This window comes from Janthinobacterium aestuarii (genome assembly GCF_046113285.1).
Taxonomy (GTDB): Bacteria; Pseudomonadota; Gammaproteobacteria; order Burkholderiales; family Burkholderiaceae_D; genus Janthinobacterium.
The window spans coordinates 4,458,453-4,482,214 of record NZ_CP142524.1 but is presented as its reverse complement, the minus strand read 5'-3'; the positions used below and the strand labels follow the sequence as shown (position 1 = coordinate 4,482,214).

Here is a 23,762-nt window from a genome sequence, read left to right as displayed (position 1 = left end):
CGTTGCTTATTTATTACTTTGGTTGCTATAGTAATTTTTTCTTGATAAGGCGCAAATTGGCCAAAAAAAAGCCAACCGCGAACGGTTGGCTTCTCTGAAGTATTTGGTAGGCCGTGCGGGATTCGAACCTGCGACCAACGGATTAAAAGTCCGCTGCTCTACCAGCTGAGCTAACGACCCAAAAACTTTTTACTACTACTGCGGTAACACTGTGCGGTACGGCACTTGCCATGGCGGCAGGCAAACGAACTGCAAATTCTTGGTAGGCCGTGCGGGATTCGAACCTGCGACCAACGGATTAAAAGTCCGCTGCTCTACCAGCTGAGCTAACGACCCAAGGGCGGCTATTATGACGGCCAATGGCGGTTTTGGGAAGGGCCGAGATGGAAAAAAAGCCTTGCAGCGCGGTCATGGACGGACTAATATAAGTAGATAGCCTACCTATTTATGTGATCTCATGCCCAATACCGAAGACTTTCCCATCCCCGAGCGCGCGCTGGCGCTGTCCGATGACTTGCGCGTGGCGTTCAAGCGCCTGTTGCGCTCCATGCAGCGCGAAGGGGGCGAGCTGGATGCCCATGTGTCGATGATGCAGTACATGCTGCTGGCCCTGATCCATGAGCAGCCCGGCATCGGCGTGGCCGCGCTGGCGCGGCTGCAGAATGTGCGCGGGCCCACCGTCAGCGCCCAGGTCAAGTCGCTCGAAGAGGCGGGGCTGGTCGAGCGCAGTGCGCCCGATCCGCAGGACCGCCGGCGTTCGGGCCTGCACGTGTCCGCGCAAGGCCTGGCGATCCTCGAAACCTTGCGCGCGCGGCGCCGCGATGCGTTGGCGCGCCGCATCGCCCGTCTGACGCCGCAGCAGGTCGATGCGCTGGAAGCCGCCATGCAGCCGCTGCTTGAGATCGGCCAAGCATGAGCGGCCACGATCACGCCGCAGGCGCAGACAAAGGCGCAGCGAAACCCGTCACCGAGCGCGAAGTGCGCGCCATCTACCTGGGTCTGATGGCCGTGCTGGGCCTGGGTGCGCTGGACCAGAGCATCGTCGCCACGGCCCTGCCGCGCATCGTCGACGACCTGGGCGGCATGGCGCATCTGTCGTGGGTGGTGACAGCGTATGTGCTGGCGTCGACGGCCACCATGCCCCTGTACGGCAAGCTGGCCGACCAGTATGGCCGCCGTCCCATGATCTTCACGGCGCTGCTGACCTTCTTGCTCGGTTCCGTGCTGTGCGGGCTGGCGCAGAACATGACGGAGCTGATCATCTTCCGCGCCATCCAGGGCCTCGGGGCGGGCGGCTTCATGCCGCTGGCGCAAATCATCATCGGCGACATCGTGCCGCCGGCCGAGCGGGGCAAGCGGCAAGGCATGGTGCCCATCGTGTTTGCCGTCACCAGCGTGCTGGGGCCCGTGCTGGGCGGCGTCATCACGGATGCCCTGTCGTGGCACTGGATTTTCTATGTCAACCTGCCCATCGGCGCGGCCGCCTTTGTCATCATCGCGCGCGCCATGCGCAAGCTGGCGCGCACGCATGCGCACAAGATCGATTACCTGGGTTCCGCCTTGCTGACGGGCGCCATCACGGCGGCCCTGTTGGTGCTGGCGCTGGGCGGCACGGAGTGGCCGTGGGACTCTCTCGCCGTCAAGGTGTGCGGCGGCGTCGCCCTGTTGCTGGGCGCCTGGCTGGCCTTCCACGTGGGCAGGGTGGACGAACCCGTGCTGCCGCCCGACCTGTTCGAGAACCGCACTTTCAATATCGCCAGCCTGGTGATGGCCATGACTTTCATGGGGCTGATGGGCGCCAGCGTCTTCTTCCCCCTGTTCTTCCAGCTGGTGATGGGCACGAGTCCCGCCGAATCGGGCGTGATGACGGTGGCGATGATGGTGGGCCTGGTGGCGTCGTCGATGTTCAACGGCCGGGTGCTGTCGCGCTCGGGCAAGTACAAGATGGTGCAGGTGGCGGGGCTGGCCGTGGCGCTGCTGGCGTTTGCCGTGCTGGCCTGGGCCATGGAAACGTCGCGCGGTTACTGGATCATCGAGCCGGCCATCTTCCTGCTCGGCACGGGATTAGGATTGGTGATGCCGAACATGACGATCGCCGTGCAAAATGCCTTGCCCCTGGCGCGCCGCGGCGTGGGCACGGCCATGCTGGCCTTTTTCCGTTCGCTGGGCGGCTTGCTCGGCGTGACGGCGTCCGGCGCCATCCTCGCGCACCAGCTGCACCAGCATGGTGTGGAAGCCGTGTCGGCGCTGGGCGCGCATGCTGCGGCGCAGACGGTGGAAGTGTACCGCCATGCGATCGCCAGCGTGTTTGGCGCCGGCGCCGTGCTGCTGCTGGTGGGACTGGTCTTCCTGTTGTTCTTGCCGGAACTGCCCCTGGAGGGGCATCCGGCAACGTTAAAGCCCAAGACCGATCAGTAGCGCTCGAGCCAGTGCGCGTACGGCGCCGGCAGGGTCCACGAGGCGCGCTCGACGCCGAGTTCCTTGGCGGCAAAGTATGCCCAGTGCGGATTGGCCAGGTGCGCCTTGCCGACCATCACCACGTCGAGCTGTTCTTCCTTGACGACGCGCTCGGCGATGGCCGGCGTGCCGAAGCCCCAGGCGGACGAGACGGGCACGCCCGCCTCCGTGCGCACGCGCTCGGCGATCGGTCCCATGAAGGCCGGGCCCCACGGAATCGACACGTCGGGAATGGTAAAGCCCATGCTGACGCTGATCATGTCCATGCCCGCATCCTTGAACTGGCGCACGAGGCCGATCGATTCGAGCAGGGTTTGCTCGTCGCGGCCGTCGAATTCCAGCACGCCGAAACGGATGGTCAGCGGCAGGTGCTCGGGCCACACTTCACGCACGGCTTTCAAGGTTTCCAGCAGGAAGCGGCTGCGGTTTTCCACGCTGCCGCCATAGATGTCGTCGCGCTGGTTCGAATGGGCGGAAAAGAAGCTTTGTGCCAGGTAGCCGTGGGCGAAGTGCAGTTCCAGCCACTCGAAGCCCACTTCGCGGGCGCGAATGGCCGCGTCGACGAAGTTCTGTTTCACGCGGGCGATATCGTCGAGGTCCATGGCGCGCGGCATCTTGCCCAAGCCGCCGCCGAAGGCGATGGCGGACGGGGCGATGGTTTGCCAGCCGCGCGCGTCGCCTTCAGCAATGTGGTCGTCGCCTTCCCATGGGCGGTTGGCGCTGGCCTTGCGGCCCGCGTGGGCGATCTGGATGCCGGGCACGGAGCCGGCCGCCTTGATGGCCTTGACGACAGGCACGAAGGCTTGCGCCAGGTCATCGTTCCAGATGCCCGTGCAGCCGGGCGTGATGCGGCCTTCGGGCGCCACGGCCGTCGCTTCGACGATCACCAGCCCGGCGCCGCCACGGGCCATGCCCGCGTAATGCGACAGATGCCAGTCGTTGGCCTGGCCATCGACGGCCATGTACTGGCACATGGGCGGCACGGCGATGCGGTTGCGCAAGGTGATGTCTTTGAGGGTGTAGGGCTGGAAGAGGGCGGACATGGTGGCCTTTGTGTGTGTTGATGAAAAAGTAGGGGGAGATTCTGATTCGGTAGTTCGTAAATATTCGAAGAATGGAATTAGTATAGCGCATGCTGTATGATTCTGCACATGCGTCCACACAAACATCCTCCCGCCAGCGAATTCGTCCTCGAGCGCGTGCTCTACGCCTTGAGTGATTCGATCCGCCTCGACATCGTGCGCCACCTGGCTAGAGTCGACGCGGCCGCTTGCGGCGACCTCGACGGCGGGCGGCCGAAATCGACCGTCTCTCACCATTTCAAGGTCTTGCGCGAAGCGGGCCTCGTCTACACGGAAAACGCGGGCACGACGCACATGAATACGCTGCGCCGCGCCGATATCGAGAGCCGTTTCCCCGGCTTGCTCGACGCCATCCTCGCGCAGCAGCCGCAAGCGAATCAGTCCTGAGCCAGTCCTGAATCTGCCGTAGAATGCCTGCAAGATTGCCGAATTTGCAGCATGGGCGGGCAGTCCTGACCTGAAGGGCTGACGACGCATGAAAATTTTCGCACGGTACCGCTGGTGGTGCGCCGCCGCTTTCGTATTGCTGACTGGCTGCTGGCCTTACACGGAGCCGGCCACGGGCGAATATGCGGCCGTGCTGCGGCGCGGCGAAAAGGTGACCAAGGCCGATACCTACGGGCGGTTTGCCGCCTTGTCGGTCGAGTACCGCCAGGGCGGCGGCTCCCTGATGTCCACCGAGAACCACTCCATGCGGCTGATACATAACGACAAAATCGTCGTCAAGACCACCGATGGCATCGAACGCTGGACCGATTTCGCCCAGCCCGTGTATTTCGTCAAGCGGCAGGAAGACGACGGCATGCTGGCGCTGGTCCACGAGCAGGCGGGCAAGGCCGTGGTCGAGAAGATTGCGGCGTCGGAATACGGCTACCGTGGTAACGAGACGTACATGCATGGCTTCCCCCTGTCTCCCGGCGTGCGCTATTTTCCCGTCGATCAGCGTCCCGGTTTCCTGTTGCGTGGCCTGCCGTTGAAAACCACCGTGCTGCCCAGTCCGCCCGAAGGGGACGGCCACCTGCAAGCCCATGTTCTGGCGGCCATCTCGCCCGACGGGGCATCGTTTGCCTATGTCGACAGCGAATATGCGCCGTCCGTGGTGCTGGTGGTCGATGCGGACGGCAAGCGGCGCGATCCCATTCCCTTGCCGAGAATCTACCTGGCGGACGCACCCAGCTATCAATTCAACCCCTACGAGCGGCTGTGGGCCTGGTCGCGCACGGCGTTTGCATGGCACAGGAACGGCACGGGCAGCTGGGAGGTCCGTCCGGACGGTATTGCGCCGGGCGCTGCCGGCGCGCGCAATGCGGTCGAGGAATTGTTTATCAGCGATCAAACCGGCTACCGTCGCTGTTTTGCCGCCGCCAATGCCGCCTGTCTGCCGGGCTGGCGCGCCGCGAACGCCGCCGAGCAGGCCAGGACTTTTGTGCGGGACGGCGACGCGCCGCCGTTTGCCTACGTGCCATCAGCCCCAACGGCCGCTTTTGGCTCCGCGGTCGGTGTGCTGTTGCTGTCCAGGGAATGCTGCCGTGTGCCGTCCTACCATCTGTATCTGGATGGCGCGCCGGCAGCGGTGACGGCGCAATTGTCCGCGCGCTTGCGCGAGAGCAAGACGCCTTTCGTGCGCGTCGATGAGTGTCCGCGCCGCACTGGCAATGACGGCAAGTGCGCGGCGCAACTGGCGCAGCAGCTCAAGCGGCCGGAATCGCTGGGGCGCGAGCTGGAGCAGTTGCTCGATACCTGGGAGGAGCGGGATGGCGTGCTGTTCGTCATGCCGTCGATGGTGGTCGCGGTGCGCGCGAACGCGCAGGGCGGCAGCGTGATCCAGACCCTGTTGCGCGCCGATTTGTCGCGTAAGGACTGATGCAGCTCATCTGCCGCGCGTCACCAAAGTGCCAGGCTCGGCTATGATGTCGGCCTTTCGGTAAATCCTCGGCCGCGCGCCTGTTGCGCGATGGGCTGGCGACACTACCTGGCACGGCAAGGATTGGGAATGACGGCAGCAGCAGTGGTATCACAGGCGGACCTGGCAAATCGTCCGCAGTTTGGCTGGATCAATGGTTTGAAGGCAGGCGCGGCGCAGTTGATCGTGTTGCACCATCTGGCGTTTTACGGGCCCATGTCCGACTACGTGCAGCCCCTGTGGCCCGAGTTGCTGGGCTGGCTGGGCGGCAGCGCGCGCATCGCCGTGCAAGTGTTTCTCGTCATCGGCGGCTTCCTGGTCGCCAAGTCGCTCTCTCCCGCAGGCCGTCCCGGCATCGCCACGCCCTTGCAGGCCGTCTGGCGCCGCTATGCCAAGCTGGCGCCGCCTTTCCTGGCGGCCACCTTGCTCGCGGCCATCATCACCCCTGTGGCTGGCATCTGGATGATGCACGACTCCATGTCGGCCGCCGTCACCCTGGGCCAGCTGAGCGCCCATGCCTTGCTGCTGCATGGCGTGCTCGGCTATGAGTCGCTGTCGGCCGGCGCCTGGTATGTGGCCATCGATTTCCAGCTGTACCTGCTGACGGTATTGCTGCTGTGGCTGGGCGGCCGCCTGGCCGGCCAGCGGCGCGGGCACTGGCTGATGCCGCTGGCCATCACTGTGGGCATCACTTTTTCCCTGTTGTATTTCAACCTCGATGCGGGCTGGGATAACTGGGCGCCGTATTTCTTCGGCAGCTATGGCCTGGGGCTCATGGCCTGGTGGGCCAGCGACCCGGCCCGCAAGCCCGGCGCCATGACCGCGCTCATGGCCATGGCCGCCGTGCCCGTCCTGCTGGCCCTGGCCGTCGACTACCGCAGCCGGATCGCCCTGGCCCTGATCGTCGCCTGCGCCCTGTTCCTGTTCGGCCGCGCCCGCACCCCGTCGCAGGGCCGTGCCTGGAACATCGTCAACACTCTGGGCCGCATCTCGTATGCCGTCTTCCTCGTGCACTTCCCCGTCAGCCTGCTGGTGAATGCGCTGTTTATCAGCTATGTCCCGCTCGAGCCGGAGTGGCAGGCGCTGGGCATGCTGACGGCTTGGGGCGCCAGCCTGGCGGCCGGCGCCGCGTTTTACCGCTGGGTGGAGGTGCCGCTGGGGCGGGTCGTGGGCGCGGTGGTCGCGCATCTGGCTGGAAGGCCGGCGCTGGCGTCGCGTTAACGACTGGTTTTCGATATGCGGGGGAGGGAACTTTGAGTCAGCGATGGCATCCCGCGCAGGTGATGCTGCCGAAAACAAAAAAGCCAACCGCGAACGGTTGGCTTCTCTGTAGTATTTGGTAGGCCGTGCGGGATTCGAACCTGCGACCAACGGATTAAAAGTCCGCTGCTCTACCAGCTGAGCTAACGACCCAAAAACTTTTTACAACAACTTCGGTAACACTGTGCCGTAAAAAAATGCTTGCTATAACAACTCGCAAGCAGATCAGTACTGCGTATTCGTGGTAGGCCGTGCGGGATTCGAACCTGCGACCAACGGATTAAAAGTCCGCTGCTCTACCAGCTGAGCTAACGACCCGAAGAAGAAAGATTATAGGGGGTGCCCGGGATTCTGTCAAACCTAACGGGCAACTTTTTCCCCGCTTTTACTTTTTGCCGGCCCGTTCCTTGGCCGCTTGCGCCGCGCTGGAGTCCGGGTAGCGCGAGATCAGCGCGTTCAGCGTCTTGGTGGCGTTCGGCTTGTCTTTCAGCTCCGTGTAGCAGCTGGCGATGTTGAGCATGGCGTCGGGCGCCTTCGGGCTGTCCGCGTAGTGTTTCAGCACTGCCTGCTGGGCCGTGATGGCGTTTTTGCAGTCGCGCTGGGCGTAATAGGCGTTGCCCAGCCAGTATTGCGCGTTGGCTGCGTACGCCGATTCCGGATAGCGCTTGACGAAGGCGTCCAGGGCCGTGACGGCGCCCTTGTAGTCGCCCGACTTGAACAGGCCGAACGCGGACTCGTACGCGCTTTGCTCGGACACGCCCACGGCCGCTTCCTGGCCGTCGATGGTGACCTGGCGCGGTTCGAGCTTGCGCAGGCGCGCGTCGATGTCGGTGTAGAAATCCTTCTGGCGCTTTTGCACATTCGCCAGGTCGTTGCCCAGCACTTCGATCTGGCCGCGCAGGCGGGCGATCTCCTGCATGGTCTGGTCGTGCTGGTTGAGCAGGCTCAGGGTGCTGGTCTTGTCCGCCTTGGCGTCGATGCGGCCGTTCAGGTCGCGCGCCATCGCGTCGACCTTGGCGCGCAGCTCGAGGATGGCTTTGCGTGCTTCGTCGTCGTCGAACAGGGCGGCGTTGGCGTGCAGGGGCAGGTAGGCAAACGCGGCCATCAAGGCGGCGGCGACGCCGGCTTTCGAGAATGTCATCATGGGTCGGGCTTTCTAAGGTTACGCAAAACATGCAAACGGGGCGCCGGGCGGTGAATCACCGCGCTGCGCCCCATTATTATGCCTATGACTGGCCAGTTAGGTAAGCGCCAATGCTGCCGCGCTCACCCGTCAACATCAATAAACGATGTCAGCGCGGCGGTTTTCAGCCCATGCTGCTTCGTTGCTGCCTTGTGCTTTAGGCTTTTCTTTGCCCAGCGACACGGCTTCCATTTGGCCTTCCGGCACGCCCAGGGCAGCCATCGACTTGCGCACGGCTTCAGCACGTTTCTGGCCCAGGGCCAGGTTGTACTCAGCGCCACCGCGTTCATCGGTGTTACCTTGGATCAGGATCTTGCGCGATGGGGTTTTCACCAGGTAAGCAGCGTGGTTTTGCACGACTGGGGTGTCCGCTTCGCGTACGACGTATTTGTCGAAGTCGAAGTAGATGCTGCGGTTAGCCAGCACGCCTTTTGGATCGTCCAGTGGATCGACTGATGCGGTCGTTACTGGCTGAACTTGACGGGTGTCAACTGGAGCTGCGACTTTTTCAGGAGCGCGCTCAACCACTGGGGTCTCTGCAACTTTGACTGGGGTGCTGCAGGCGGACAGCAGGGCTGCGGTAGCGGCGATGAAAGCCAAACTTTTAAAGTTACTCATTTTTATTCTCCGGGTCATGGTTAAAGGTGAAACTGTACAGCATTTACTTCATAAAAGGACCCCAGGTGGGCTCCTTGATATTGCCAGCTTGCGTAGTCAAACGCTGTTTGACGCGGCCATCCACCGATACCACTGCCAGCGACTTGCGTCGTCCGGATTCGGTCGCGTACATGATATATTTCCCGTTGGGCGAAAAGCTCGGTGATTCGTCGTTGGCGGTGTCCGACAGGCGCAGTTCCTGGCCACTAGCCAGGTCGAGCGCGTAGAGCTGGAAATTGCCGTCGCGACGGGAAATATAAGCGAGTGTCTTCCCGTCGGACGAAATCCGCGGGCTGATGTTGTAGGAGCCGCCAAACGTCACGCGCTTGGCTTCGCCACCGCTGGTCGACATGCGGTAGATTTGTGGTCCGCCGCTGCGATCGCTGGTGAAGTAAATACTTTGGCCATCGGCCGAGAATTGGGGTTCCGTATCGATGCCGCTGCTGGTGCTGACGCGGCGCAAGCCGCTGCCGTCGGCATTGACGGTGTAGACCTGGGTATGGCCGTCGCGCGACAGGGCCACGGCCAGGCGCGAGCCGTCCGGGCTCCAGCTCGGCGCGGAATTGCTGCCTTTTTCATTCGACACGATGGTGCGCTGGCGCGTCACCAGGTTTTGCACGTAGACGATGGGCTTTTTCTTTTCAAACGACACATACGCGACCTTGGTGCCGTCCGGCGACCACGATGGCGAAATGATCGGCTCGTTCGAGCGCAGGGCGACCTGAATGCCTTCGCCATCGGCGTCGGCGATTTCCAGGCGGTATTCGCGGCCCGATTGCGTGACGTAGGCGATGCGGGTGGCGAACGCGCCCTTGACGCCCGTCAGCTTTTCATAGATGTCGTCGGCGATCTTGTGCGCCAGCAGGCGGTTGAACTGCGGCGCGGCCGCATTGTTCATGCTGGAAATCTGCGCGCCCTTGATGGTGTCGAACAGTTTGTAGCGCACGTCCAGGCGGCCATCGGCCATGCTTTGCACGCTGCCGGCCGCCAGCGCGTCGGCGCCGCGCGATTTCCACTGCTCGTAGCTGACGGGCGCCGTTTCCGCCACGGGCGCATCGGCGTCGATCAGCTTGAACACGCCGCTGCGCGCCAGGTCGGCCTTGATAATGCCCGACAGCGATTGCGGCGCCGCCGATTCATTGACGAAGCTGGCCACAGCCACCGGGATCTGGTTGCTGCCGATCCCCGTAATCTCCACGCGCAGCTGCGCCTGGGCGCTTGACGCTCCCAGCATCAGGCTGGCGCAGAGCACGACATAGCTCATTTTTTTCATGGTCATCATTTAGGCAAATCCTTCATCTCGAATATGAGTTCAATCTCGCGTTCCACGGTGCCGTCTTTTTTCTTCGGCAGTGGCGACGATTTATTAATGGCGTTTTCCACCGAGCTGTCATACGCCGGCAGGCCGCTGCTTTTAATCTTTCGGACCGAAATAATTTCCCCAGTTGGCAGTTGCTCGATCTTGAACACGGCGCGCGGGTTGCCCGGCACCTCCGTGCTACCGCTGTACGCGATATTGCTCTTGATCTTGCTCGTCAGGGCAGCGACATAGCCGCTGTCCTTGCGTGGCGCGGTCGCTTTCGCGGCCGTGCCCGTTGTGCCGTTGCCTGCCTGCGCCATCAGGCGCTTCATATCATCGGCACGCAATTTGTCTGCCGCCGCTTTTTCCGCAGCTGCTTTTTTTGCCTTGGCGGCTTTTTCCGCCGCCGCTTTTTTCTCGGACAGTTCTTTCTCGGCTTTTTCTTCCGCCGCTTTTTCTTTCTCTTTGGCCAGCTTGGCTTTCTCCAGCTTGTCGGCCTTTTCTTTTTCCAGCTTTTCAGCCTTGTCTTTTTCTTTCTGCTTCTGTTTTTCCAGTTCGCGCTTTTCTTCCTCGCGTTCCTTCTGTTCCTGCTTGCGGCGTTCTTGCTCTGCCGCTTTCTCTTTTTCTTCCTTCAGCTTGGCCTTCTTGCGTTCCAGGGCGATCTCCGCCTCGCGCAGGTCGACCTTCGGCTCGGGCGCGGCCACGGGCGGCGGTGGCGGCGGGGCCGGCTGTTCCACTTGCGGTTCCGGCGGCGGGGCGGGTGTCGGCTCCGGTTCCGTCGCCACTTCGGGCGGCGGCGCGGCCGTCTGTACTTTCATGTCCCACACTTCCGCTTCGACGGCGACAGGTTCCGTATTTTGCCAGTGTACGCCCACCCACAGGAAAAACAGCAGGCCAAGGTGCATCGCCAGCGCCAGGCCCAGCGAGGGCCAGCGGCTGCGTTCGCGCGGCACGCTGTAGGGCTTGCCGAGTACATGGTCGATTTGTTTGTTCTGCAAAGTCTAGTCTATCTAAAAACGGTCAAGTCTGGAAACAGGATGCTGCGCTTACTTGGTGGCCAGGCCGACACGGGTAATGCCCATCTTTTTCGCTTCCGAAATGAGCTGGATCACATCGTCGTACTTGCTTTCCTTGTCGCCCGCGATCATCACGGGATAGTCTGGATTGCTCTCGTGCAAACCGCGCAGCTTGCGCAGTAGGGCGTCGCGGTTCGGTTCCGTTTCCGGCGCCAGCTGTTCCTTGCCGATGACGCCGATCGACAGCGAACCATTCGGTTTCAGCACGATCTGAATATAGTCATCGGGCGGTTTCGCCGACTTTTCCGCGTTGGGCAGGTTCACCACGCTGGGATTGTTCGACGACGGCATCACCATGAAAATGATCAGCAGCACCAGCATCACGTCGATGTACGGCACGACGTTGATCTCGGACTTGAACTTGCGGCCGCGGCCGCCGCGCATGCCGCCGCTATTGAATGAGGAACCCATGGACGCTGCTCCCTCTTAGCGCGACTGGCGCTGCAAGATGTTGGAGAATTCCTCGACGAAGCTTTCGAAGCGGATCGCCAGACGGTCGATGTCATGCGAAAAACGGTTGTAGGCGACGACGGCGGGAATGGCCGCGAACAGGCCGATGGCCGTGGCGATCAGCGCTTCGGCAATGCCGGGCGCGACGGCGGCCAGGGTTGCTTGCTGCACGTTGGCCAGGCCGCGGAAGGCGTTCATGATGCCCCAGACGGTACCGAGCAGGCCGATGTACGGCGAGACGGAGCCGACGGACGCGAGGAAGGCCAGATGCGATTCGAGCACGTCCATTTCGCGCTGGAAAGCGGCGCGCATGGCGCGGCGTGCGCCGTCGAGCACTGCGCCCACGTCCAGCGCTTCGCGCGAACCGTAGGAAGCCTTGCCCTTGATGAATTCGCCCATGCCGGCGTCGAAGATACGGGCCAGCGCGCCGCTCTGGTCGCGGTTGCCGCTGGCGTTCTGGTGCAGCGCATGCAGGTTGCCGCCGGCCCAGAAGCTGCGTTCGAATTCGATGGTTTGCTTGCGCGCCTGGCGCACGGCAAACATCTTGCGGAAAATGTAGGTCCAGCTGGTCAGGGAAATCAGCAGCAGCAGGGCCATGATCAGTTGCACGATCAGGTGGGCATTGGTGATGAGCGCGAGGAAAGAAAGATCTTGTGTAACGTTCATTGGCAGGCAGTCTGTTGGGTGAATTATCCGGGGGTGGCGGTAGGGCTCAGGTGGCGCGCATGCGGGCCGCGACTGCATCAGGCACGGCGCGCGGGCGCATGCTTGAGTCGACGCAGCCGATCTTGACGCGGGCCGTGTTGAGCAGGCGGTCGCCGCACCAGGCTTGTTGCAGGAAAACGATGGAGGCGCGCCCCATTTTTTCTATGCTTAAGGTTAATCTTACCGTGTCATCGAGCCTGGCTGGCGCATGATAGTCGGCGTTGACGCTTTTGACAACGAACATCGCGTCATGCTGTTCCAGCAGTTCCTGCTGGCCCACGTCGATGGCGCGCAGCCATTCCGTGCGTGCGCGCTCGAAGAATTTGAGGTAGTTAGCGTAATAGACGATGCCGCCGGCGTCGGTGTCTTCATAGTAGACACGTACGTTCCAGGTAAAGACTGAAGGCATGTTTATTGCGCCAGTAGTGAGATTGAGCAACATTTTACGCGATTTTTCTTCTTGTGACTGTGGGCGCTTGCTGGAAAGCCATGCAAAAGCTGCATATAAGTTGCACCGCAGCATTATAAATCCGGCGTGTGCAATGGCAAGCTTCGTAACATACGCTTACATGCCATGGCCAGGTTTAAGTCCAGCTTAAGAGCGGCAGCCATGCCCCGGGGCGGCCCGCGGCCCTGTCCGGGCTGCGGCGGCGCGCGGCGATTATAGCCGCACGGTTGCATTCCTTGCTCAATTTGGGCACTTAACTTACAATTTGACTTCCATTACGTCTCACGTGACTGGCGAAAAGTCGGGCGATCTCCCTGAGTGGCGATCGGCAAACCGGCGAAAGGTGGGCACCCACCGGGAAACGTGAGATTTTTCATCAGCCGTTCGCCTGGGTAGCCACTATGGAAAAGCACGAAGAGGCTGCCCGTCCAATGTTGTTATTCACTTAACGCCGGCTCCCCTCATTCGATCCAACCTGCCAGTACAAGCACCCTCATACTTGGAGTTTTTACATGTTTGCAAAAGATCACACCCTCGCCAACGTCGATCCTGAATTGTTCGCCGTCATTCAAAAAGAAAACACGCGCCAGCACGATCACATCGAACTGATCGCCTCGGAGAACTACACGTCGCCAGCCGTAATGGAAGCGCAAGGCTCGCAGCTGACGAACAAGTACGCCGAAGGCTACCCGGGCAAGCGCTACTACGGCGGCTGCGAATACGTCGACGTGGCCGAGCAACTGGCCATCGACCGCGTCAAGAAACTGTTCGGCGCCGAATGCGCGAACGTGCAGCCGAATTCCGGCTCGCAGGCGAACCAGGGCGTGTTCTTCGCCATGCTGAAACCAGGCGACCTGATCATGGGTATGTCGCTGGCCGAAGGCGGTCACCTGACCCACGGCATGCCGCTGAACATGTCCGGCAAATGGTTCGATGTCGTCTCCTACGGTCTGACGGCGGAAGAAGACATCGACTACGAGGCGATGGAGCGCCTGGCCCGCGAACGCAAACCGAAACTGATCATCGCCGGCGCATCCGCGTTCTCGAAAAAAATCGACTTCGAACGCTTCGGCAAGATCGCCAAGGAAGTGGGCGCCTACTTCATGGTCGACATGGCCCACTACGCGGGCCTGATCGCCGCCGGCCTGTACCCGAACCCGGTGCCGTTCGCCGACTTCGTCACCTCGACCACGCACAAATCGTTGCGCGGTCCGCGCGGCGGCATCATCCTGATGAAGGCCGAGCACGAAAAAGCCATCAACTCGGCCATCTTCCCTGGCATCCAGGGCGGCCCGCTGATGCACGTGATCGCCGGCAAGGCCGTCGCCTTCAAGGAAGCGCTGAGCCCTGAATTCGTCGAATACCAGAAGCAAGTGATCAAGAACGCCGACGTGCTGGCGAAAACCCTGATCAAGCGCGGCTTGCGCATCGTGTCCGGCGGCACCGAATCGCACGTCATGCTGGTCGACCTGCGCGCCAAGAACCTGACGGGCAAGGAAGCCGAAGCCATCCTCGGTTCCGCGCACATCACCTGCAACAAGAACGGCATCCCGAACGACCCGCAAAAACCCTTCGTCACCTCTGGCATCCGCCTGGGCAGCCCGGCGATGACGACGCGCGGTTTCAAGGAAGCGCAAGCGGAAGAAGTGGGCAACCTGATCGCCGACGTGCTGGATAACCCGCATGACGCCGCCACCATCGAGCGCGTCAAAGCGGCCGTGAAGGTGCTGGCCGACGCGCACCCTGTGTACGCCTCATAATTATTTGTCCAGAATGTGTCATACGGAGTAAGATTCCGTATGACACATTCCTTCGTGCCCAAGGGCGCCCGGAGTGATTCGGGCGCCCTTTGTACAAGGGCGGCGATTTCCCGTAATTATTACTATAAAGTTGTAACCAGCCCATGAAATGTCCATTTTGCCAGCACGGCGACACCCAGGTTCTCGATACGCGCGTATCGGAGGAAGGGGATGCCATTCGGCGCCGCCGCCGCTGCGGCAAATGCGACAAGCGGTTTACCACGTACGAGCGCATTGAACTTATCATGCCGGCCGTCGTCAAAAAGAATGGCAGCCGGACGGAGTTCGCTGCGGATAAGTTGCGCGGCAGTTTGATGCTGGCCTTGCGCAAGCGTCCCGTCGCGGCCGCCTCGGTGGATACGGCCATCGCGTCCATCCAGGAAAAACTGCTGACGAGCGGCTTGCGCGAAGTCGATTCCGGCTATATCGGCGAACTCGTCATGCAGGAACTCAAGCGCCTCGACAAGATCGCCTACATCCGCTTTGCCTCAGTGTATAAAAATTTCGAAGACCTGGCCGAGTTCCAGGATGCGATCGCCGAAGTGGGGCAGGCGCGCAAGCCCTGACGCCTGCTCGAAGCCTCTTGTTCGACGACGGGGCTGCTCATGTGCCCCGTTTTGCGCCCCGTGTTCACCACGCCAACGCTCGCCTGGCAAGCGGTCTGATCAATAACTACGCCATTCCTCTCCCCTTATCGCTGCGCTGTTTGCGCTAGCGCAGATCCTGGTTTTTGCGTGCGCCTATCGTGTAGCTGGGCCGCCTGTTCTTGCGACTCTTTCTGCGGAAGGGAGCAAGGCATGCACATGAGCGGTCGCACTATGTTTCCAGCGGGTGGCAGCAGCCTCGTCGAGGTGCTCGTGTCGCTGCTGCTTTTGGCGCTGGGCCTGCTCGGTGCCAGCATTTTGCAACTGCACTCCCTGCGCGCGCGCCATGAGTCGGCGCTGTTGTCGGCGGGCGCGCAGCTGGCGGCCGGCATGGCCGAGCGCATGCGCGCAAACGGCGTGCTCATGAATGGACCCGATGCGGGCAATCCCTACTTGAACGTGGCCTACGCGGCGGCGGACGACGCCGAAGCAGGCGGCACTGCGCCGGAGTGCTTTGGCGCTAGCGCCTGCAGCGCGGCCGAACTGGCGCAATTCGACATCGCTGAATGGAAGCAATCGCTGCATGCGGCCTTGCCCGGCGCGCGCCTGCATATCTGCCGCGATGCCTCTGTCTGGGATGCCGCCGCGCAAGGCTTGCACTGGGCGTGCAGCGGCGGCAAGGGCGCGCCCATCGTCATCAAGCTGGGCTGGCGCGGCCGCTTGCCCGATGGCTCGCCCGCCGTGAATGCGGCAGGCGAGTCGCTGCCCAGGCTGGTATTCCAGCTGGGCGGAGGCGGCGCATGAACGGCGTGCATGCCGCGTGGCGCTGGCGGCGCGGCATGAGCCTCGTCGAATTGCTGGTGGCCCTGTCGCTGGGCGCGCTGCTGATGCTGGCCGCCAGTAGCGTGCTGCTGGCGGCCAGCGGCAGCTATGGCGACCAGTCCGCCAGCGCGCGCCTGGACGACAATGGCCGCTATGCGCTCGACACCATCGCCCGCGCCGTGCGCCAGACGGCGTACGTGAATTGGGACAGCAGCGCCGCGCCCGTCGCCCATGCCGATGACGACAGCGCCAATGTCGCCGGGCTCGACGCGCGCAGCCTGGGCAAGAACAGCGAAGGCATCAGTGGCGCGTTGCCCGGCGCCCTGCATGGCAGCGATGTGCTGGCCCTGCGCTATTACGGGGCCGGCAAGGAAGAGGGTGGCGACGGTTCCGTGCTCAATTGCGCCGGCTTTGGCGTGGGTGCCGCGCAAACGGAGGCGCAGCGGGGCTGGAGCATTTTCTATGTGGCGCACGGCGCCGATGGCGATGGCGAGCTGCGCTGTAAATACCGTGGCGCGAACGGCTGGGGCGCGGATGCCGTCATTCGCGGCGTCGACGGTTTCCAGGTGCTGTATGGCCTCGACACGGATACGCCGCCCGACGGCGTGGCGAACCGCTATGTCAACGCCAGTGCGCTCGACGCCTACGATGCGGCGCTGGTGCTGGTGGGCGCCGATGCGGCCGCGCGCCAGCGCGATTTGCGCCGCCGCACGCATTGGAAGCGCGTGGCCAGCGTCCGCGTGGCCTTGCTGCTGCATGGCGAGGCGGACCAGGCGGACAAGATGGCGGAGCTGGGGCCGGCGCAGTTCGACCTGTTCGGCAAGGCATATGCCGAGACGCACGGCGCCGGCGACACGGGCGTGCGCATCGCGCGCGCGTCCTTGCCCGCCGCGACGCGCTCCCGGCTGCGGCAATTGGTGCAGACGAGCATCATGCTGCGCAACGGGCCGGCCTAGGCGGGCGGCACGATGGCTGGCGCGGGCGTCCGCTGCTGCCTACCTCGTTGCGTGCCTTGTTCACCTTGCGCGCGCCACAGTGGCGCCACCCTCGTGTATGTGCTGTGCCTGTTGGTGATCATCTTGCTGCTGGGCATATCGGCGGCGCAGATGGCCTTGCAGGGCGAAAAGGCGGCACGCGGCGAGCGCGACCGGCAGATCGCGTTTCAGGCGGCGGAGGAAGCATTGATGGATGCGCAGAACGATATCGAAGGCTTGCCCGGCGCGCCGGGGCGTAGCAGCCTCTTCGCACCAGGCAGTGCGGCCGGGTTCGCGGACGGCTGCGGCGAGGCAGGCGCACTGGGCCTGTGCCTGCCCGCAGCCCCGGAGGCGCCGGCGCTCTGGCTGAGCATGGACCTCGACGGTCCTGAAGGCAGCAGCCACACCGTGCCGTATGGCCAGTTTACGGGCGCCGTCATACAGACGGGGCAGGGTTTCCTGCCGTCGCGCCGGCCCCGTTATCTGATCGAATTGCTGCCGTTTCACCCGCCCGGCGCGCAGGCGGCGGCAGTGGCCGGCGGCCTGGCGACGGAAAGTTATGTGTACCGCATCACGGCCATCGGTTTTGGCGCGCAGGAAAGCACGCAAGTCGTGTTGCAAAGTTATTACCGCAAGCAGGCGGCGGGAGCGGGACCATGAGGGCTTGGTCGTTTGCTTTGCCATCCGCTTGGTGGTCCGCCTGGCTGCTGCTGATCAGCCTGGTTTGCCTGGCTTGCGGCGCCGCTGTTGCGGCCGCACCTCCCGTGACGCTGGCGCGGGCCGACGCTGGCTTGCACGGCGCCAGAGTGCCGCCGAACCTGCTGCTCAATCTGTCGCTCACGCATGCGGCGGCCGCCGCCGCGCATGGCGGCGAGTATGCGCCGCAGCGCGAGTACCTGGGGTACTTCCATGCGCGCATGTGCTACAGCTATCCCTACCGCAGCAAGGACGGCGTCATGCTGCCGGACTTGCGCGTAGCGACCGCTTACTTCTCCGTACTGAAACCGGCGGACGCGCTGCACGGCTGCGGCGGCGATAGTTTTAGCGGCAACTTTCTGAACTGGGCCAGCGCCAGCATGCTCGACATCGTCCGCTATGCCCTGACGGGCGGCGACCGCGTCATCGACGAAGTGCGCAAGACGGTGCTGCAGCGCGCCTGGCTGCCCGATGCCGACGGTCCCGTCGATTTCTATGCCCACCCCGTCTTTTTCCCGCGCAAGGTCTTGCACACCGGCGTGGCGGCGGCGACGCCGTTTGCGCTGGCACAACTGGCCATCGTTTCCTGCCGTAATCGCCTGCTGTTCGGCGACGCCAGCGTGCCTCCGGGCGGCAGTTGCGACGCGCCCGGCATCGCCGCCACGCACGGCGTGTTCCTCGCGCGCGTGCGCGTTTGCGATGCCGATGAGGGGCCGCTGCGCGACGACCTGTGCCTCGCGTACGGCAAGAACTACAAACCGGTGGGCGCCGTGCAGCGCCTTGGCGGCAGGGTACGCGTGGGCGTGTTTGGCCATTTGAACGGCGTCTCTGCCAGTGCCGGCCCCGTGTATGGCGGCGTGCTGCGCGCGCCGCTGGCCCACATGGGCAGGCAACGCTGGACGGCGCCCGACTTTTTGCCGCAAGACAATACCGGCGCCGAGTGGAATCCCGTCAATGGCGTGTTTGCCGTCCAAGGCGCTGACCAGGGCGCAGGCCCTGGCGGCGGGGTGACCGCTTACATCAACGGCTTGGGCCGCAGCAATGCCGGGCATCCGGGCGCGTACGCGAGGGCCGCGCCGCTGGCTGAATTGCTGTACGAATCGCTGCGCTACCTGCAGGGGCGGCAAGCGAGCGCCGCCGTGCCGCCCGCCACGGCTCCGCCTGCCATCGACGACGGCTTGCCGGTCGTGACCCCATGGAGCGACCCGCAAACGGCCAATTGCCAGCGCCACGTCGTCGTCAGCCTCGGCGATGCGGGCATGGCGGGGGACCGCTACGTGCCCGGCAACGTCCCTGTTGTGCCTGCCTCGGCCGGTGACCGCGCACGCGCCGCCGATGGCTTTGCGCCGCCGCCGTTCGATGCGATGGCCTGGACGCATGCGGTGGGCAGCCTGGAAAGCGGCGGCGCGCAGGGCAATCCCGCGCCACGGCCCGACCTGGCGGGACTGGAATTGCTGGCCGACGGCGCGGGCGGCGCCAGCTACCATGCGGCAGGGCTGGCCTACTGGTCGCATGTGCAGGCGCTGCGTCCTGGCGGCAAGAACGACGGCCTTGCCAAGGTCGAGCACTACGCGGGCGACTTGCGCCAGGGCGACCCGGCCGGCGAATCTGCAGCCACTCCCGCCGCTACTCCCTTGCTGCTGGCGGCCAAGTATGGCGGTTTTCTTGATGCGAACGGCGACGCCAACCCATTCAAGAGCGCAACGGGCAGCGCGTTCGATGAATGGAGCCTGGACGGCCGCTGGCCCACCCATTACTTGCCCGGCAGCGATCCGGCCGCCCTGATCGCGGGACTGCGCGCGGCCTTTGTCTCCGCCGACAAGGGCACGCTGGCGGCGACGCTGCCGGGGCCGGCCCTGATGGCGCTGGCCAGCGGTACGGAAGAGGCTTACTGGTTTCGCACGCGGATGCGCCTGGCCGATGGCGGCATGATCTTGTCGCGCAGCGCGTTTGCCGTGGGCGCCGATGGCGCACTGCTTCCCGGCAAGCCATTGTGGACTGCTGGCGGACAGTCCAAGACCATGCCGGATGGACCATCCACGGCCTTGCGTCCCGTCTACACGCTTGACGCCAAGGGCGCCCTGATGCCGCTGGCCTGGAAGGCGCTCGATGCAGCACAGCGCGGCGCATTCGACGGCGGCGATGGCAGAGGCGAGGCGCGTCTGGCATATTTGCTGGGCCAGCGTACGCACGAGGTGGGCCAGCCCGGCGGCTTCCTGCGGCGCAGGTCCGGCAGCCTGGGCGCGGCGCCGCACGGCAACCTGCTGTACGTGGGCGCGCCGGGTCTGGGCATGCCGGGGGCCGGCTATGGCGTGCATCGCCAGGCGCTGCTGCAGCGGCGGAAAATGCTGTACCTGGGCGCCAACGACGGTTTGCTGCATGCGTTCGATGCGCGCACGGGCAGCGAATTATTTGCCTATCTGCCGCAGGCGCTGCTGCGCGCGGCGCCAGCTGCTGCGAGCACTCACTACAGCCCCGGCCCGCTGCTCGATGGCGCGGCGGCCACGGCGGAAGTGCTGGCGCTGGGACACTGGAAGACGGTGCTGGTGTCGGGCATGGGCGGCGGGGCGCAAGGCGTGTTTGCGCTCGACATCACCGATCCGATGCGTTTTGCGCAAGACGGTGCGTTGTGGGAATTCACGGACCGCGACGACAAGCTCATGGGCAGTGTGCGCGCGCCGCCCGCCTTTGCCCGCATCAACATGGGCGGCAAGGAGGGCGCGCCGGCCTACCGCGATTTTGCCATCGTCGCCAGCGGCTACAACAACCATGTTAATGACGGCAAGGACACGACGGCGCCCGCATCGGCCGCCGCCATCTTCCTGCTGGCCCTGGACAAGGCGCCTGGCACGCCATGGGTGATAGGAAGTAATTACTTCCGGTTCAAGGTGCCTGTGGCCGACGCCAACGGTGGTGGCGATGGCGGCCACGACACTGATGCGGTCATTGACGCCATGCCCCACGCGCTGGGCCCGCCCGCCGTGGTGCCGGGCCGCGATGGCGCGCTCGCGTATATCTATGCGGGCGATTTGCAGGGCAATATCTGGCGCCTCGACATGACTGGCGGCCCGCCTTGGAAGGAGGGCCAGGGGCGCAAGCTCGTGTTTGTCGCGCGCGATGTACAGGGCCGGCGCCAGCCCGTGACGCAGCAGCTGAGCGTGGCGTATGCGCCCGGTGGCGGCTATCTGCTGCTGTTCGGCACGGGCAAGCTGGTCGAAGCGGGCGATACCTGGCCTTCCGCCTTTCTGTCGCAGTCGTTTTATGCCGTGCACGACGATGTGCGGGAAACATCCCCTACGCGCAGCCGGGCCGACCTGGAACAGCGCAGTCTGGGCGAGACGACGGGCGGCGTGCGCGTCGACGGCGCCGAACTGCGCTACACGGGCAGCGACGCCATGCGCGGCTGGTATCTCGACTTTCTCGATACCGCGCAGACGGGCGAGCGCAGCATCAGCATTCCCGTACTGGCCGCCGGCAAGGTACTGTTCAATACCGTCCTGCCGGGGCGCGACGCTTGCGCCAAGCCGGTCACGCGCCTGTACGTGCTCGATGTGCTCAGCGGCTTTGCCGCCGATGGCGCCGGTGTGGTGCAGGCGGGCGAGCAGACGGGACGCTTGTTCGACGGCCTGGCGCGCGCGCCGCCGCTGGCGCTGGAATTGAACAGCACGGTGGGCGCAGCAACGGCGACAGGGCGGGCCGAGGGCCGCAAGGAGCTGGCCGTGCTGCAACCGGGCTTGCCCGGCGCGGCCAGCGTGGCGGGACTCAAGGTCGTCAGCGCGCCGCTGCCGGCGCGGCGCCTCAGCTGGCGCGAAGTGGCGAACTGGCGCGAATTGCATGAGGCGGCCAAGAAGAAATAAGAGAGGGGCATGGCTGGCGTGTCGCAAGTGACCGGCGTGCAGACCGGCGCCGCGCATCGGCTGGCGGTTTTTGAGAAGAAGGGAGGTCAGATGGAAATGCTGGCAAGCCGGAACTGGGCCGCTGCAAACGGTCGCGCCCCTGCCGCCGTCCCGGGCTTCAGCCTGATCGAACTGCTGGCCGCGTTGGCGATCATGAGCCTGCTGCTGGCGCTGGCCGTGCCCGCTTATCACGGCCATGTCGTGCGCGCCAAGCGGGTGCAGGGGCAGGCGGCCCTGCTGCGGCTGATGCAGCAGCAGGAGCGCTATTACTCGCAAAACAACCGCTATCTGGCGTTTTCCTCGGCCTCGCCGGCGCCGCAGGCGCAAGCGTTTCCATGGTGGTCTGGCGAAGGGGGCGCGGCCGGCAGTGCGTATGAAATCGAGGCGCTGGCCTGTCCCGGCCTGGCGATCGGGCAATGCGTGCTGTTGCGCGCCACGCCGGGCACGTCCAAGGTTGATGCGCAGTTCCAGGATGCCGATTGCGGCGTGCTGTCCTTGAGCAGCACGGGCCAGCGCGGCAGCAGCGGCCCCGCCAGCCATTGCTGGCGCTAAGTAACCCCCAATAAATTATTGTGATTTCTGACTTCCATAACCGGCCCTCTGCGGCGTTGCCCGCTGCTAGCAGTGCTCGCACTGCGTCGCAGCGGGCGCCTTGCATAGCATCCGGTTCTGTTCGTCATAAATTCACAATAATTTCCTGAGGATTACTTAGGCCATGGCCACGCGCAAGCGGCCACCGCGGACCGGGCGCACCTTTGGGCGGGCCTTCGGGCACACCATGCTCGAATTGCTGGCCGTGCTGACGATTGCCGCGCTGCTGGCGGCCGCCGCCATGCCCAGCTTGCAGCAGGTGCTGGCGCGCCAGCAGGTGCGCGCGGCGGCCATGGACTTGTTCTCGGCGATCGAATTGACGCGGGCGCAGGCGATGGCGCGCGGACAGCGCGTGCTGTTGATGCCGGCCGGGCCGGGCGGCACGGATTGGCGCACGGGCTGGCTGGTGTTTATCGACCGTAATGCCAACCTGGCGTTTGACGACGGCGACGAATTGCTGTTCCGCCAGGGACCGCTGCCGCCGGGCATCACGGCCCAGTTTGCGTTTTCGTCTGCCACGGCGCCGTTTTATATCGCCTACAATGGCGCAGGACGCAGTTGCAGCGCGACCAATAGCCTGGCGGCGCGCTGGGGTACCTTGTCCCTGACTTTGGGAAAGCAGGTGCGCCATATTAAAATCAATATGCTGGGCAGGGTGCGCGTGTGCGACCCGCAGCAGGCGGCCAACTGCAGCGGCGTGGCCGACAGTTCGTAACCCGACTTATCTATTACTCACTCTCAAAGAAGACCGTGGAAATACTCAACGATATCGATGGCATGCGCCTGGCGCTGGAATGGGCGGCGCGCGGTTTATACACGACCTCGCCCAATCCCCGCATCGGTTGCGTGATCGTCCGGGATGGCCAGGTGATCGGCGCTGGCGTGACACAGGCGGCCGGGCAGGATCATGCCGAGGTGCAAGCGCTGGCCAATGCGGCGGCGCGCGGCAACGACGTGCGCGGCGCCACGGCCTATGTCACCCTGGAACCGTGCAACCACCATGGCCGCACGCCGCCGTGCTCCGATGCGCTCGTGCGCGCGGGACTGGGGCGCGTCGTGGCCGCCATGACGGACCCGAACCCGCTGGTGGCCGGGCAGGGGCTGGCCAAGCTGGAAGCGGCCGGCATCGCCGTCACGACGGGCGTGCTGGCCGACGAGGCGTATGAAATGAATATCGGCTTCTTTTCGCGCATGCAGCGCGGCAAGCCGTGGGTGCGCCTGAAAACGGCGGCCAGCCTGGATGGCATGACGGCCCTGCACAATGGCCAGAGCCAGTGGATCACGGGGCCGCAGGCGCGCGCCGACGGCCATGCGTGGCGCGCGCGCGCCTGCGCCATCCTGACGGGCATCGGCACCGTCAAGGCCGACGACCCGCAATTGAACGTGCGCGCCGTCGAGACGCCGCGCCAGCCGCGCCGCATCGTCGTCGACAGCCGGCTCGACATCAGCCTTGACGCGCGCATCTTGCAGGGCGGCGGCACGTGGATCGTGGCGGCCGTGGCCAACCCGGAAAAGGAAGCGCAGCTGCGCGCCCTGGGCGCGGAAGTCATCATGTTGCCGAACGCGGCCGGCAAGGTCGACCTGGCCGCGCTGATGCTGGAACTGGGGCGCCGGCAAATCAATGAAGTCCACGTCGAGGCTGGCTCCAGGCTGAACGGCTCGCTGATCCGCGAAGGCTGCGTCGACGAGTTGCTGGTCTACCTGGCGCCCACCTTGCTGGGCGACGCGCAAGGGATGTTTGCCTTGCCCGCATTGACGGATATCAAACAGCAGCGCACCTTGCAATTTCACCAGGTTCAGCAAGTGGGCGAAGATTTGCGTATCCTTGCAAGATTCGCCCAGCGCAATAATTAATACTCACATTTTATAGGGTTAGTTC

At 64.1% G+C, this 23,762-nt stretch carries 22 protein-coding genes, 4 tRNA genes and 1 riboswitch; of the genes, 14 read left to right on the top strand and 12 right to left on the bottom strand.

Annotation, left to right across the window (positions count from 1 at the left end; genetic code table 11):
* Positions 1-104: 104 nt before the first annotated feature.
* Positions 105-180: transfer RNA gene (locus tag OX462_RS20090), tRNA-Lys, on the bottom strand.
* An 80-nt stretch (positions 181-260) separates the two neighbouring features.
* Positions 261-336, bottom strand: a tRNA-Lys gene (locus OX462_RS20085).
* A 121-nt stretch (positions 337-457) separates the two neighbouring features.
* On the opposite strand from OX462_RS20085, the gene OX462_RS20080 reads away from it, so the two are divergent.
* Positions 458-916, top strand: a complete 459-nt coding sequence (locus tag OX462_RS20080) for a MarR family winged helix-turn-helix transcriptional regulator (protein ID WP_409026898.1) — start codon at positions 458-460, stop codon at positions 914-916.
* Positions 913-2,418 carry an MDR family MFS transporter gene (locus OX462_RS20075; protein WP_409026897.1) on the top strand — a complete coding sequence of 502 codons (1,506 nt, stop codon included), beginning with the start codon at positions 913-915 and terminating at the stop codon, positions 2,416-2,418. The genes OX462_RS20080 and OX462_RS20075 overlap by 4 nt, the downstream gene beginning before the upstream one ends.
* Here the strand turns inward: OX462_RS20075 and OX462_RS20070 are convergent.
* Positions 2,412-3,500: an NADH:flavin oxidoreductase/NADH oxidase gene (locus OX462_RS20070; protein ID WP_409026896.1), complete on the bottom strand. Its 1,089-nt coding sequence runs from the start codon at positions 3,498-3,500 to the stop codon at positions 2,412-2,414. The genes OX462_RS20075 and OX462_RS20070 overlap by 7 nt on opposite strands.
* A gap of 108 nt (positions 3,501-3,608) precedes the next feature.
* Between OX462_RS20070 and OX462_RS20065 the strand changes: the two genes are divergently transcribed.
* The 3 genes from OX462_RS20065 (at position 3,609) to OX462_RS20055 (ending at position 6,663) form a co-directional block, all read left to right on the top strand.
* A complete protein-coding gene (locus OX462_RS20065) occupies positions 3,609-3,926 on the top strand; it encodes an ArsR/SmtB family transcription factor (RefSeq protein WP_099410002.1) in 318 nt (105 codons plus the stop codon).
* Between the two features lie 88 nt (positions 3,927-4,014).
* The gene (locus OX462_RS20060) at positions 4,015-5,403 is read left to right on the top strand and encodes a hypothetical protein (RefSeq protein WP_409026895.1); all 1,389 of its coding nucleotides are present in this window, start codon (positions 4,015-4,017) and stop codon (positions 5,401-5,403) included.
* Positions 5,404-5,532: 129 nt separating this feature from the next.
* Positions 5,533-6,663 (top strand): acyltransferase family protein, encoded by a 1,131-nt coding sequence (locus OX462_RS20055; RefSeq protein WP_070312455.1) that lies wholly within the window; start codon positions 5,533-5,535, stop codon positions 6,661-6,663.
* Between the two features lie 116 nt (positions 6,664-6,779).
* Here the strand turns inward: OX462_RS20055 and OX462_RS20050 are convergent.
* The 9 genes from OX462_RS20050 to ybgC form a co-directional block, all read right to left on the bottom strand.
* Positions 6,780-6,855, bottom strand: a tRNA-Lys gene (locus OX462_RS20050).
* A gap of 89 nt (positions 6,856-6,944) precedes the next feature.
* Positions 6,945-7,020, bottom strand: a tRNA-Lys gene (locus OX462_RS20045).
* Between the two features lie 67 nt (positions 7,021-7,087).
* On the bottom strand, positions 7,088-7,846 hold the full coding sequence (gene ybgF / locus OX462_RS20040) for a tol-pal system protein YbgF (RefSeq protein ID WP_070219558.1): 759 nt from the start codon (positions 7,844-7,846) through the stop codon (positions 7,088-7,090).
* A 135-nt stretch (positions 7,847-7,981) separates the two neighbouring features.
* A complete protein-coding gene (gene pal / locus OX462_RS20035) occupies positions 7,982-8,503 on the bottom strand; it encodes a peptidoglycan-associated lipoprotein Pal (RefSeq protein WP_034759187.1) in 522 nt (173 codons plus the stop codon).
* Positions 8,504-8,546: 43 nt separating this feature from the next.
* On the bottom strand, positions 8,547-9,815 hold the full coding sequence (gene tolB, locus OX462_RS20030; RefSeq protein ID WP_070219589.1) for a Tol-Pal system beta propeller repeat protein TolB: 1,269 nt from the start codon (positions 9,813-9,815) through the stop codon (positions 8,547-8,549).
* Positions 9,816-9,820: 5 nt separating this feature from the next.
* Complete coding sequence (gene tolA / locus OX462_RS20025; RefSeq protein ID WP_083287381.1) at positions 9,821-10,840, bottom strand: cell envelope integrity protein TolA; 1,020 nt, start codon at positions 10,838-10,840, stop codon at positions 9,821-9,823.
* A 48-nt stretch (positions 10,841-10,888) separates the two neighbouring features.
* Positions 10,889-11,329 (bottom strand): ExbD/TolR family protein, encoded by a 441-nt coding sequence (locus OX462_RS20020; RefSeq protein ID WP_226939836.1) that lies wholly within the window; start codon positions 11,327-11,329, stop codon positions 10,889-10,891.
* A gap of 15 nt (positions 11,330-11,344) precedes the next feature.
* Complete coding sequence (tolQ, locus tag OX462_RS20015) at positions 11,345-12,034, bottom strand: protein TolQ (RefSeq protein ID WP_046682323.1); 690 nt, start codon at positions 12,032-12,034, stop codon at positions 11,345-11,347.
* Positions 12,035-12,080: 46 nt separating this feature from the next.
* Positions 12,081-12,482, bottom strand: a complete 402-nt coding sequence (gene ybgC, locus OX462_RS20010; RefSeq protein ID WP_070219560.1) for a tol-pal system-associated acyl-CoA thioesterase — start codon at positions 12,480-12,482, stop codon at positions 12,081-12,083.
* Positions 12,483-12,797: 315 nt separating this feature from the next.
* Positions 12,798-12,922: riboswitch (ZMP/ZTP riboswitch) on the top strand.
* Between the two features lie 111 nt (positions 12,923-13,033).
* Here ybgC and glyA point away from each other — a divergent pair.
* The 9 genes from glyA to ribD all read left to right on the top strand — a co-directional run bounded on the left by glyA (position 13,034) and on the right by ribD (position 23,737).
* Complete coding sequence (glyA, locus tag OX462_RS20005) at positions 13,034-14,281, top strand: serine hydroxymethyltransferase (RefSeq protein WP_070219562.1); 1,248 nt, start codon at positions 13,034-13,036, stop codon at positions 14,279-14,281.
* A 143-nt stretch (positions 14,282-14,424) separates the two neighbouring features.
* Positions 14,425-14,886, top strand: a complete 462-nt coding sequence (gene nrdR / locus OX462_RS20000; RefSeq protein ID WP_034759169.1) for a transcriptional regulator NrdR — start codon at positions 14,425-14,427, stop codon at positions 14,884-14,886.
* 237 nt (positions 14,887-15,123) lie between these two features.
* Positions 15,124-15,708 (top strand): type IV pilus modification protein PilV, encoded by a 585-nt coding sequence (gene pilV / locus OX462_RS19995; protein WP_409026894.1) that lies wholly within the window; start codon positions 15,124-15,126, stop codon positions 15,706-15,708.
* Positions 15,705-16,682 carry a PilW family protein gene (locus OX462_RS19990; protein WP_409026893.1) on the top strand — a complete coding sequence of 326 codons (978 nt, stop codon included), beginning with the start codon at positions 15,705-15,707 and terminating at the stop codon, positions 16,680-16,682. The genes pilV and OX462_RS19990 overlap by 4 nt, the downstream gene beginning before the upstream one ends.
* A 51-nt stretch (positions 16,683-16,733) precedes the next feature.
* Complete coding sequence (locus OX462_RS19985) at positions 16,734-17,360, top strand: pilus assembly PilX family protein (protein ID WP_409026892.1); 627 nt, start codon at positions 16,734-16,736, stop codon at positions 17,358-17,360.
* Positions 17,357-21,253 (top strand): PilC/PilY family type IV pilus protein, encoded by a 3,897-nt coding sequence (locus tag OX462_RS19980; RefSeq protein ID WP_409026891.1) that lies wholly within the window; start codon positions 17,357-17,359, stop codon positions 21,251-21,253. The genes OX462_RS19985 and OX462_RS19980 overlap by 4 nt, the downstream gene beginning before the upstream one ends.
* Before the next feature lie 90 nt (positions 21,254-21,343).
* Positions 21,344-21,844, top strand: a complete 501-nt coding sequence (locus OX462_RS19975; protein ID WP_409026890.1) for a type IV pilin protein — start codon at positions 21,344-21,346, stop codon at positions 21,842-21,844.
* Between the two features lie 226 nt (positions 21,845-22,070).
* Entirely contained in the window at positions 22,071-22,598 is a 528-nt protein-coding gene (locus tag OX462_RS19970) for a GspH/FimT family protein (RefSeq protein ID WP_409026889.1), read from the top strand.
* 62 nt (positions 22,599-22,660) lie between these two features.
* On the top strand, positions 22,661-23,737 hold the full coding sequence (gene ribD, locus OX462_RS19965; RefSeq protein WP_409028768.1) for a bifunctional diaminohydroxyphosphoribosylaminopyrimidine deaminase/5-amino-6-(5-phosphoribosylamino)uracil reductase RibD: 1,077 nt from the start codon (positions 22,661-22,663) through the stop codon (positions 23,735-23,737).
* Positions 23,738-23,762: the final 25 nt, after the last annotated feature.

What these genes read in the sequence shown, in the direction of transcription:
- OX462_RS20080 (WP_409026898.1), top strand. Translation starts at nt 458, where the DNA reads ATGCCCAATACCGAAGACTTTCCCATCCCCGAGCGCGCGCTGGCGCTG.
- OX462_RS20075 (WP_409026897.1), top strand. Translation starts at nt 913, where the DNA reads ATGAGCGGCCACGATCACGCCGCAGGCGCAGACAAAGGCGCAGCGAAA.
- OX462_RS20070 (WP_409026896.1), bottom strand. Translation starts at nt 3,500, where the DNA reads ATGTCCGCCCTCTTCCAGCCCTACACCCTCAAAGACATCACCTTGCGC.
- OX462_RS20065 (WP_099410002.1), top strand. Translation starts at nt 3,609, where the DNA reads ATGCGTCCACACAAACATCCTCCCGCCAGCGAATTCGTCCTCGAGCGC.
- OX462_RS20060 (WP_409026895.1), top strand. Translation starts at nt 4,015, where the DNA reads ATGAAAATTTTCGCACGGTACCGCTGGTGGTGCGCCGCCGCTTTCGTA.
- OX462_RS20055 (WP_070312455.1), top strand. Translation starts at nt 5,533, where the DNA reads ATGACGGCAGCAGCAGTGGTATCACAGGCGGACCTGGCAAATCGTCCG.
- ybgF (WP_070219558.1), bottom strand. Translation starts at nt 7,846, where the DNA reads ATGATGACATTCTCGAAAGCCGGCGTCGCCGCCGCCTTGATGGCCGCG.
- pal (WP_034759187.1), bottom strand. Translation starts at nt 8,503, where the DNA reads ATGAGTAACTTTAAAAGTTTGGCTTTCATCGCCGCTACCGCAGCCCTG.
- tolB (WP_070219589.1), bottom strand. Translation starts at nt 9,815, where the DNA reads ATGAAAAAAATGAGCTATGTCGTGCTCTGCGCCAGCCTGATGCTGGGA.
- OX462_RS20020 (WP_226939836.1), bottom strand. Translation starts at nt 11,329, where the DNA reads ATGGGTTCCTCATTCAATAGCGGCGGCATGCGCGGCGGCCGCGGCCGC.
- tolQ (WP_046682323.1), bottom strand. Translation starts at nt 12,034, where the DNA reads ATGAACGTTACACAAGATCTTTCTTTCCTCGCGCTCATCACCAATGCC.
- ybgC (WP_070219560.1), bottom strand. Translation starts at nt 12,482, where the DNA reads ATGCCTTCAGTCTTTACCTGGAACGTACGTGTCTACTATGAAGACACC.
- glyA (WP_070219562.1), top strand. Translation starts at nt 13,034, where the DNA reads ATGTTTGCAAAAGATCACACCCTCGCCAACGTCGATCCTGAATTGTTC.
- nrdR (WP_034759169.1), top strand. Translation starts at nt 14,425, where the DNA reads ATGAAATGTCCATTTTGCCAGCACGGCGACACCCAGGTTCTCGATACG.
- pilV (WP_409026894.1), top strand. Translation starts at nt 15,124, where the DNA reads ATGAGCGGTCGCACTATGTTTCCAGCGGGTGGCAGCAGCCTCGTCGAG.
- OX462_RS19990 (WP_409026893.1), top strand. Translation starts at nt 15,705, where the DNA reads ATGAACGGCGTGCATGCCGCGTGGCGCTGGCGGCGCGGCATGAGCCTC.
- OX462_RS19980 (WP_409026891.1), top strand. Translation starts at nt 17,357, where the DNA reads ATGAGGGCTTGGTCGTTTGCTTTGCCATCCGCTTGGTGGTCCGCCTGG.
- OX462_RS19975 (WP_409026890.1), top strand. Translation starts at nt 21,344, where the DNA reads ATGGAAATGCTGGCAAGCCGGAACTGGGCCGCTGCAAACGGTCGCGCC.
- OX462_RS19970 (WP_409026889.1), top strand. Translation starts at nt 22,071, where the DNA reads ATGCTCGAATTGCTGGCCGTGCTGACGATTGCCGCGCTGCTGGCGGCC.
- ribD (WP_409028768.1), top strand. Translation starts at nt 22,661, where the DNA reads ATGCGCCTGGCGCTGGAATGGGCGGCGCGCGGTTTATACACGACCTCG.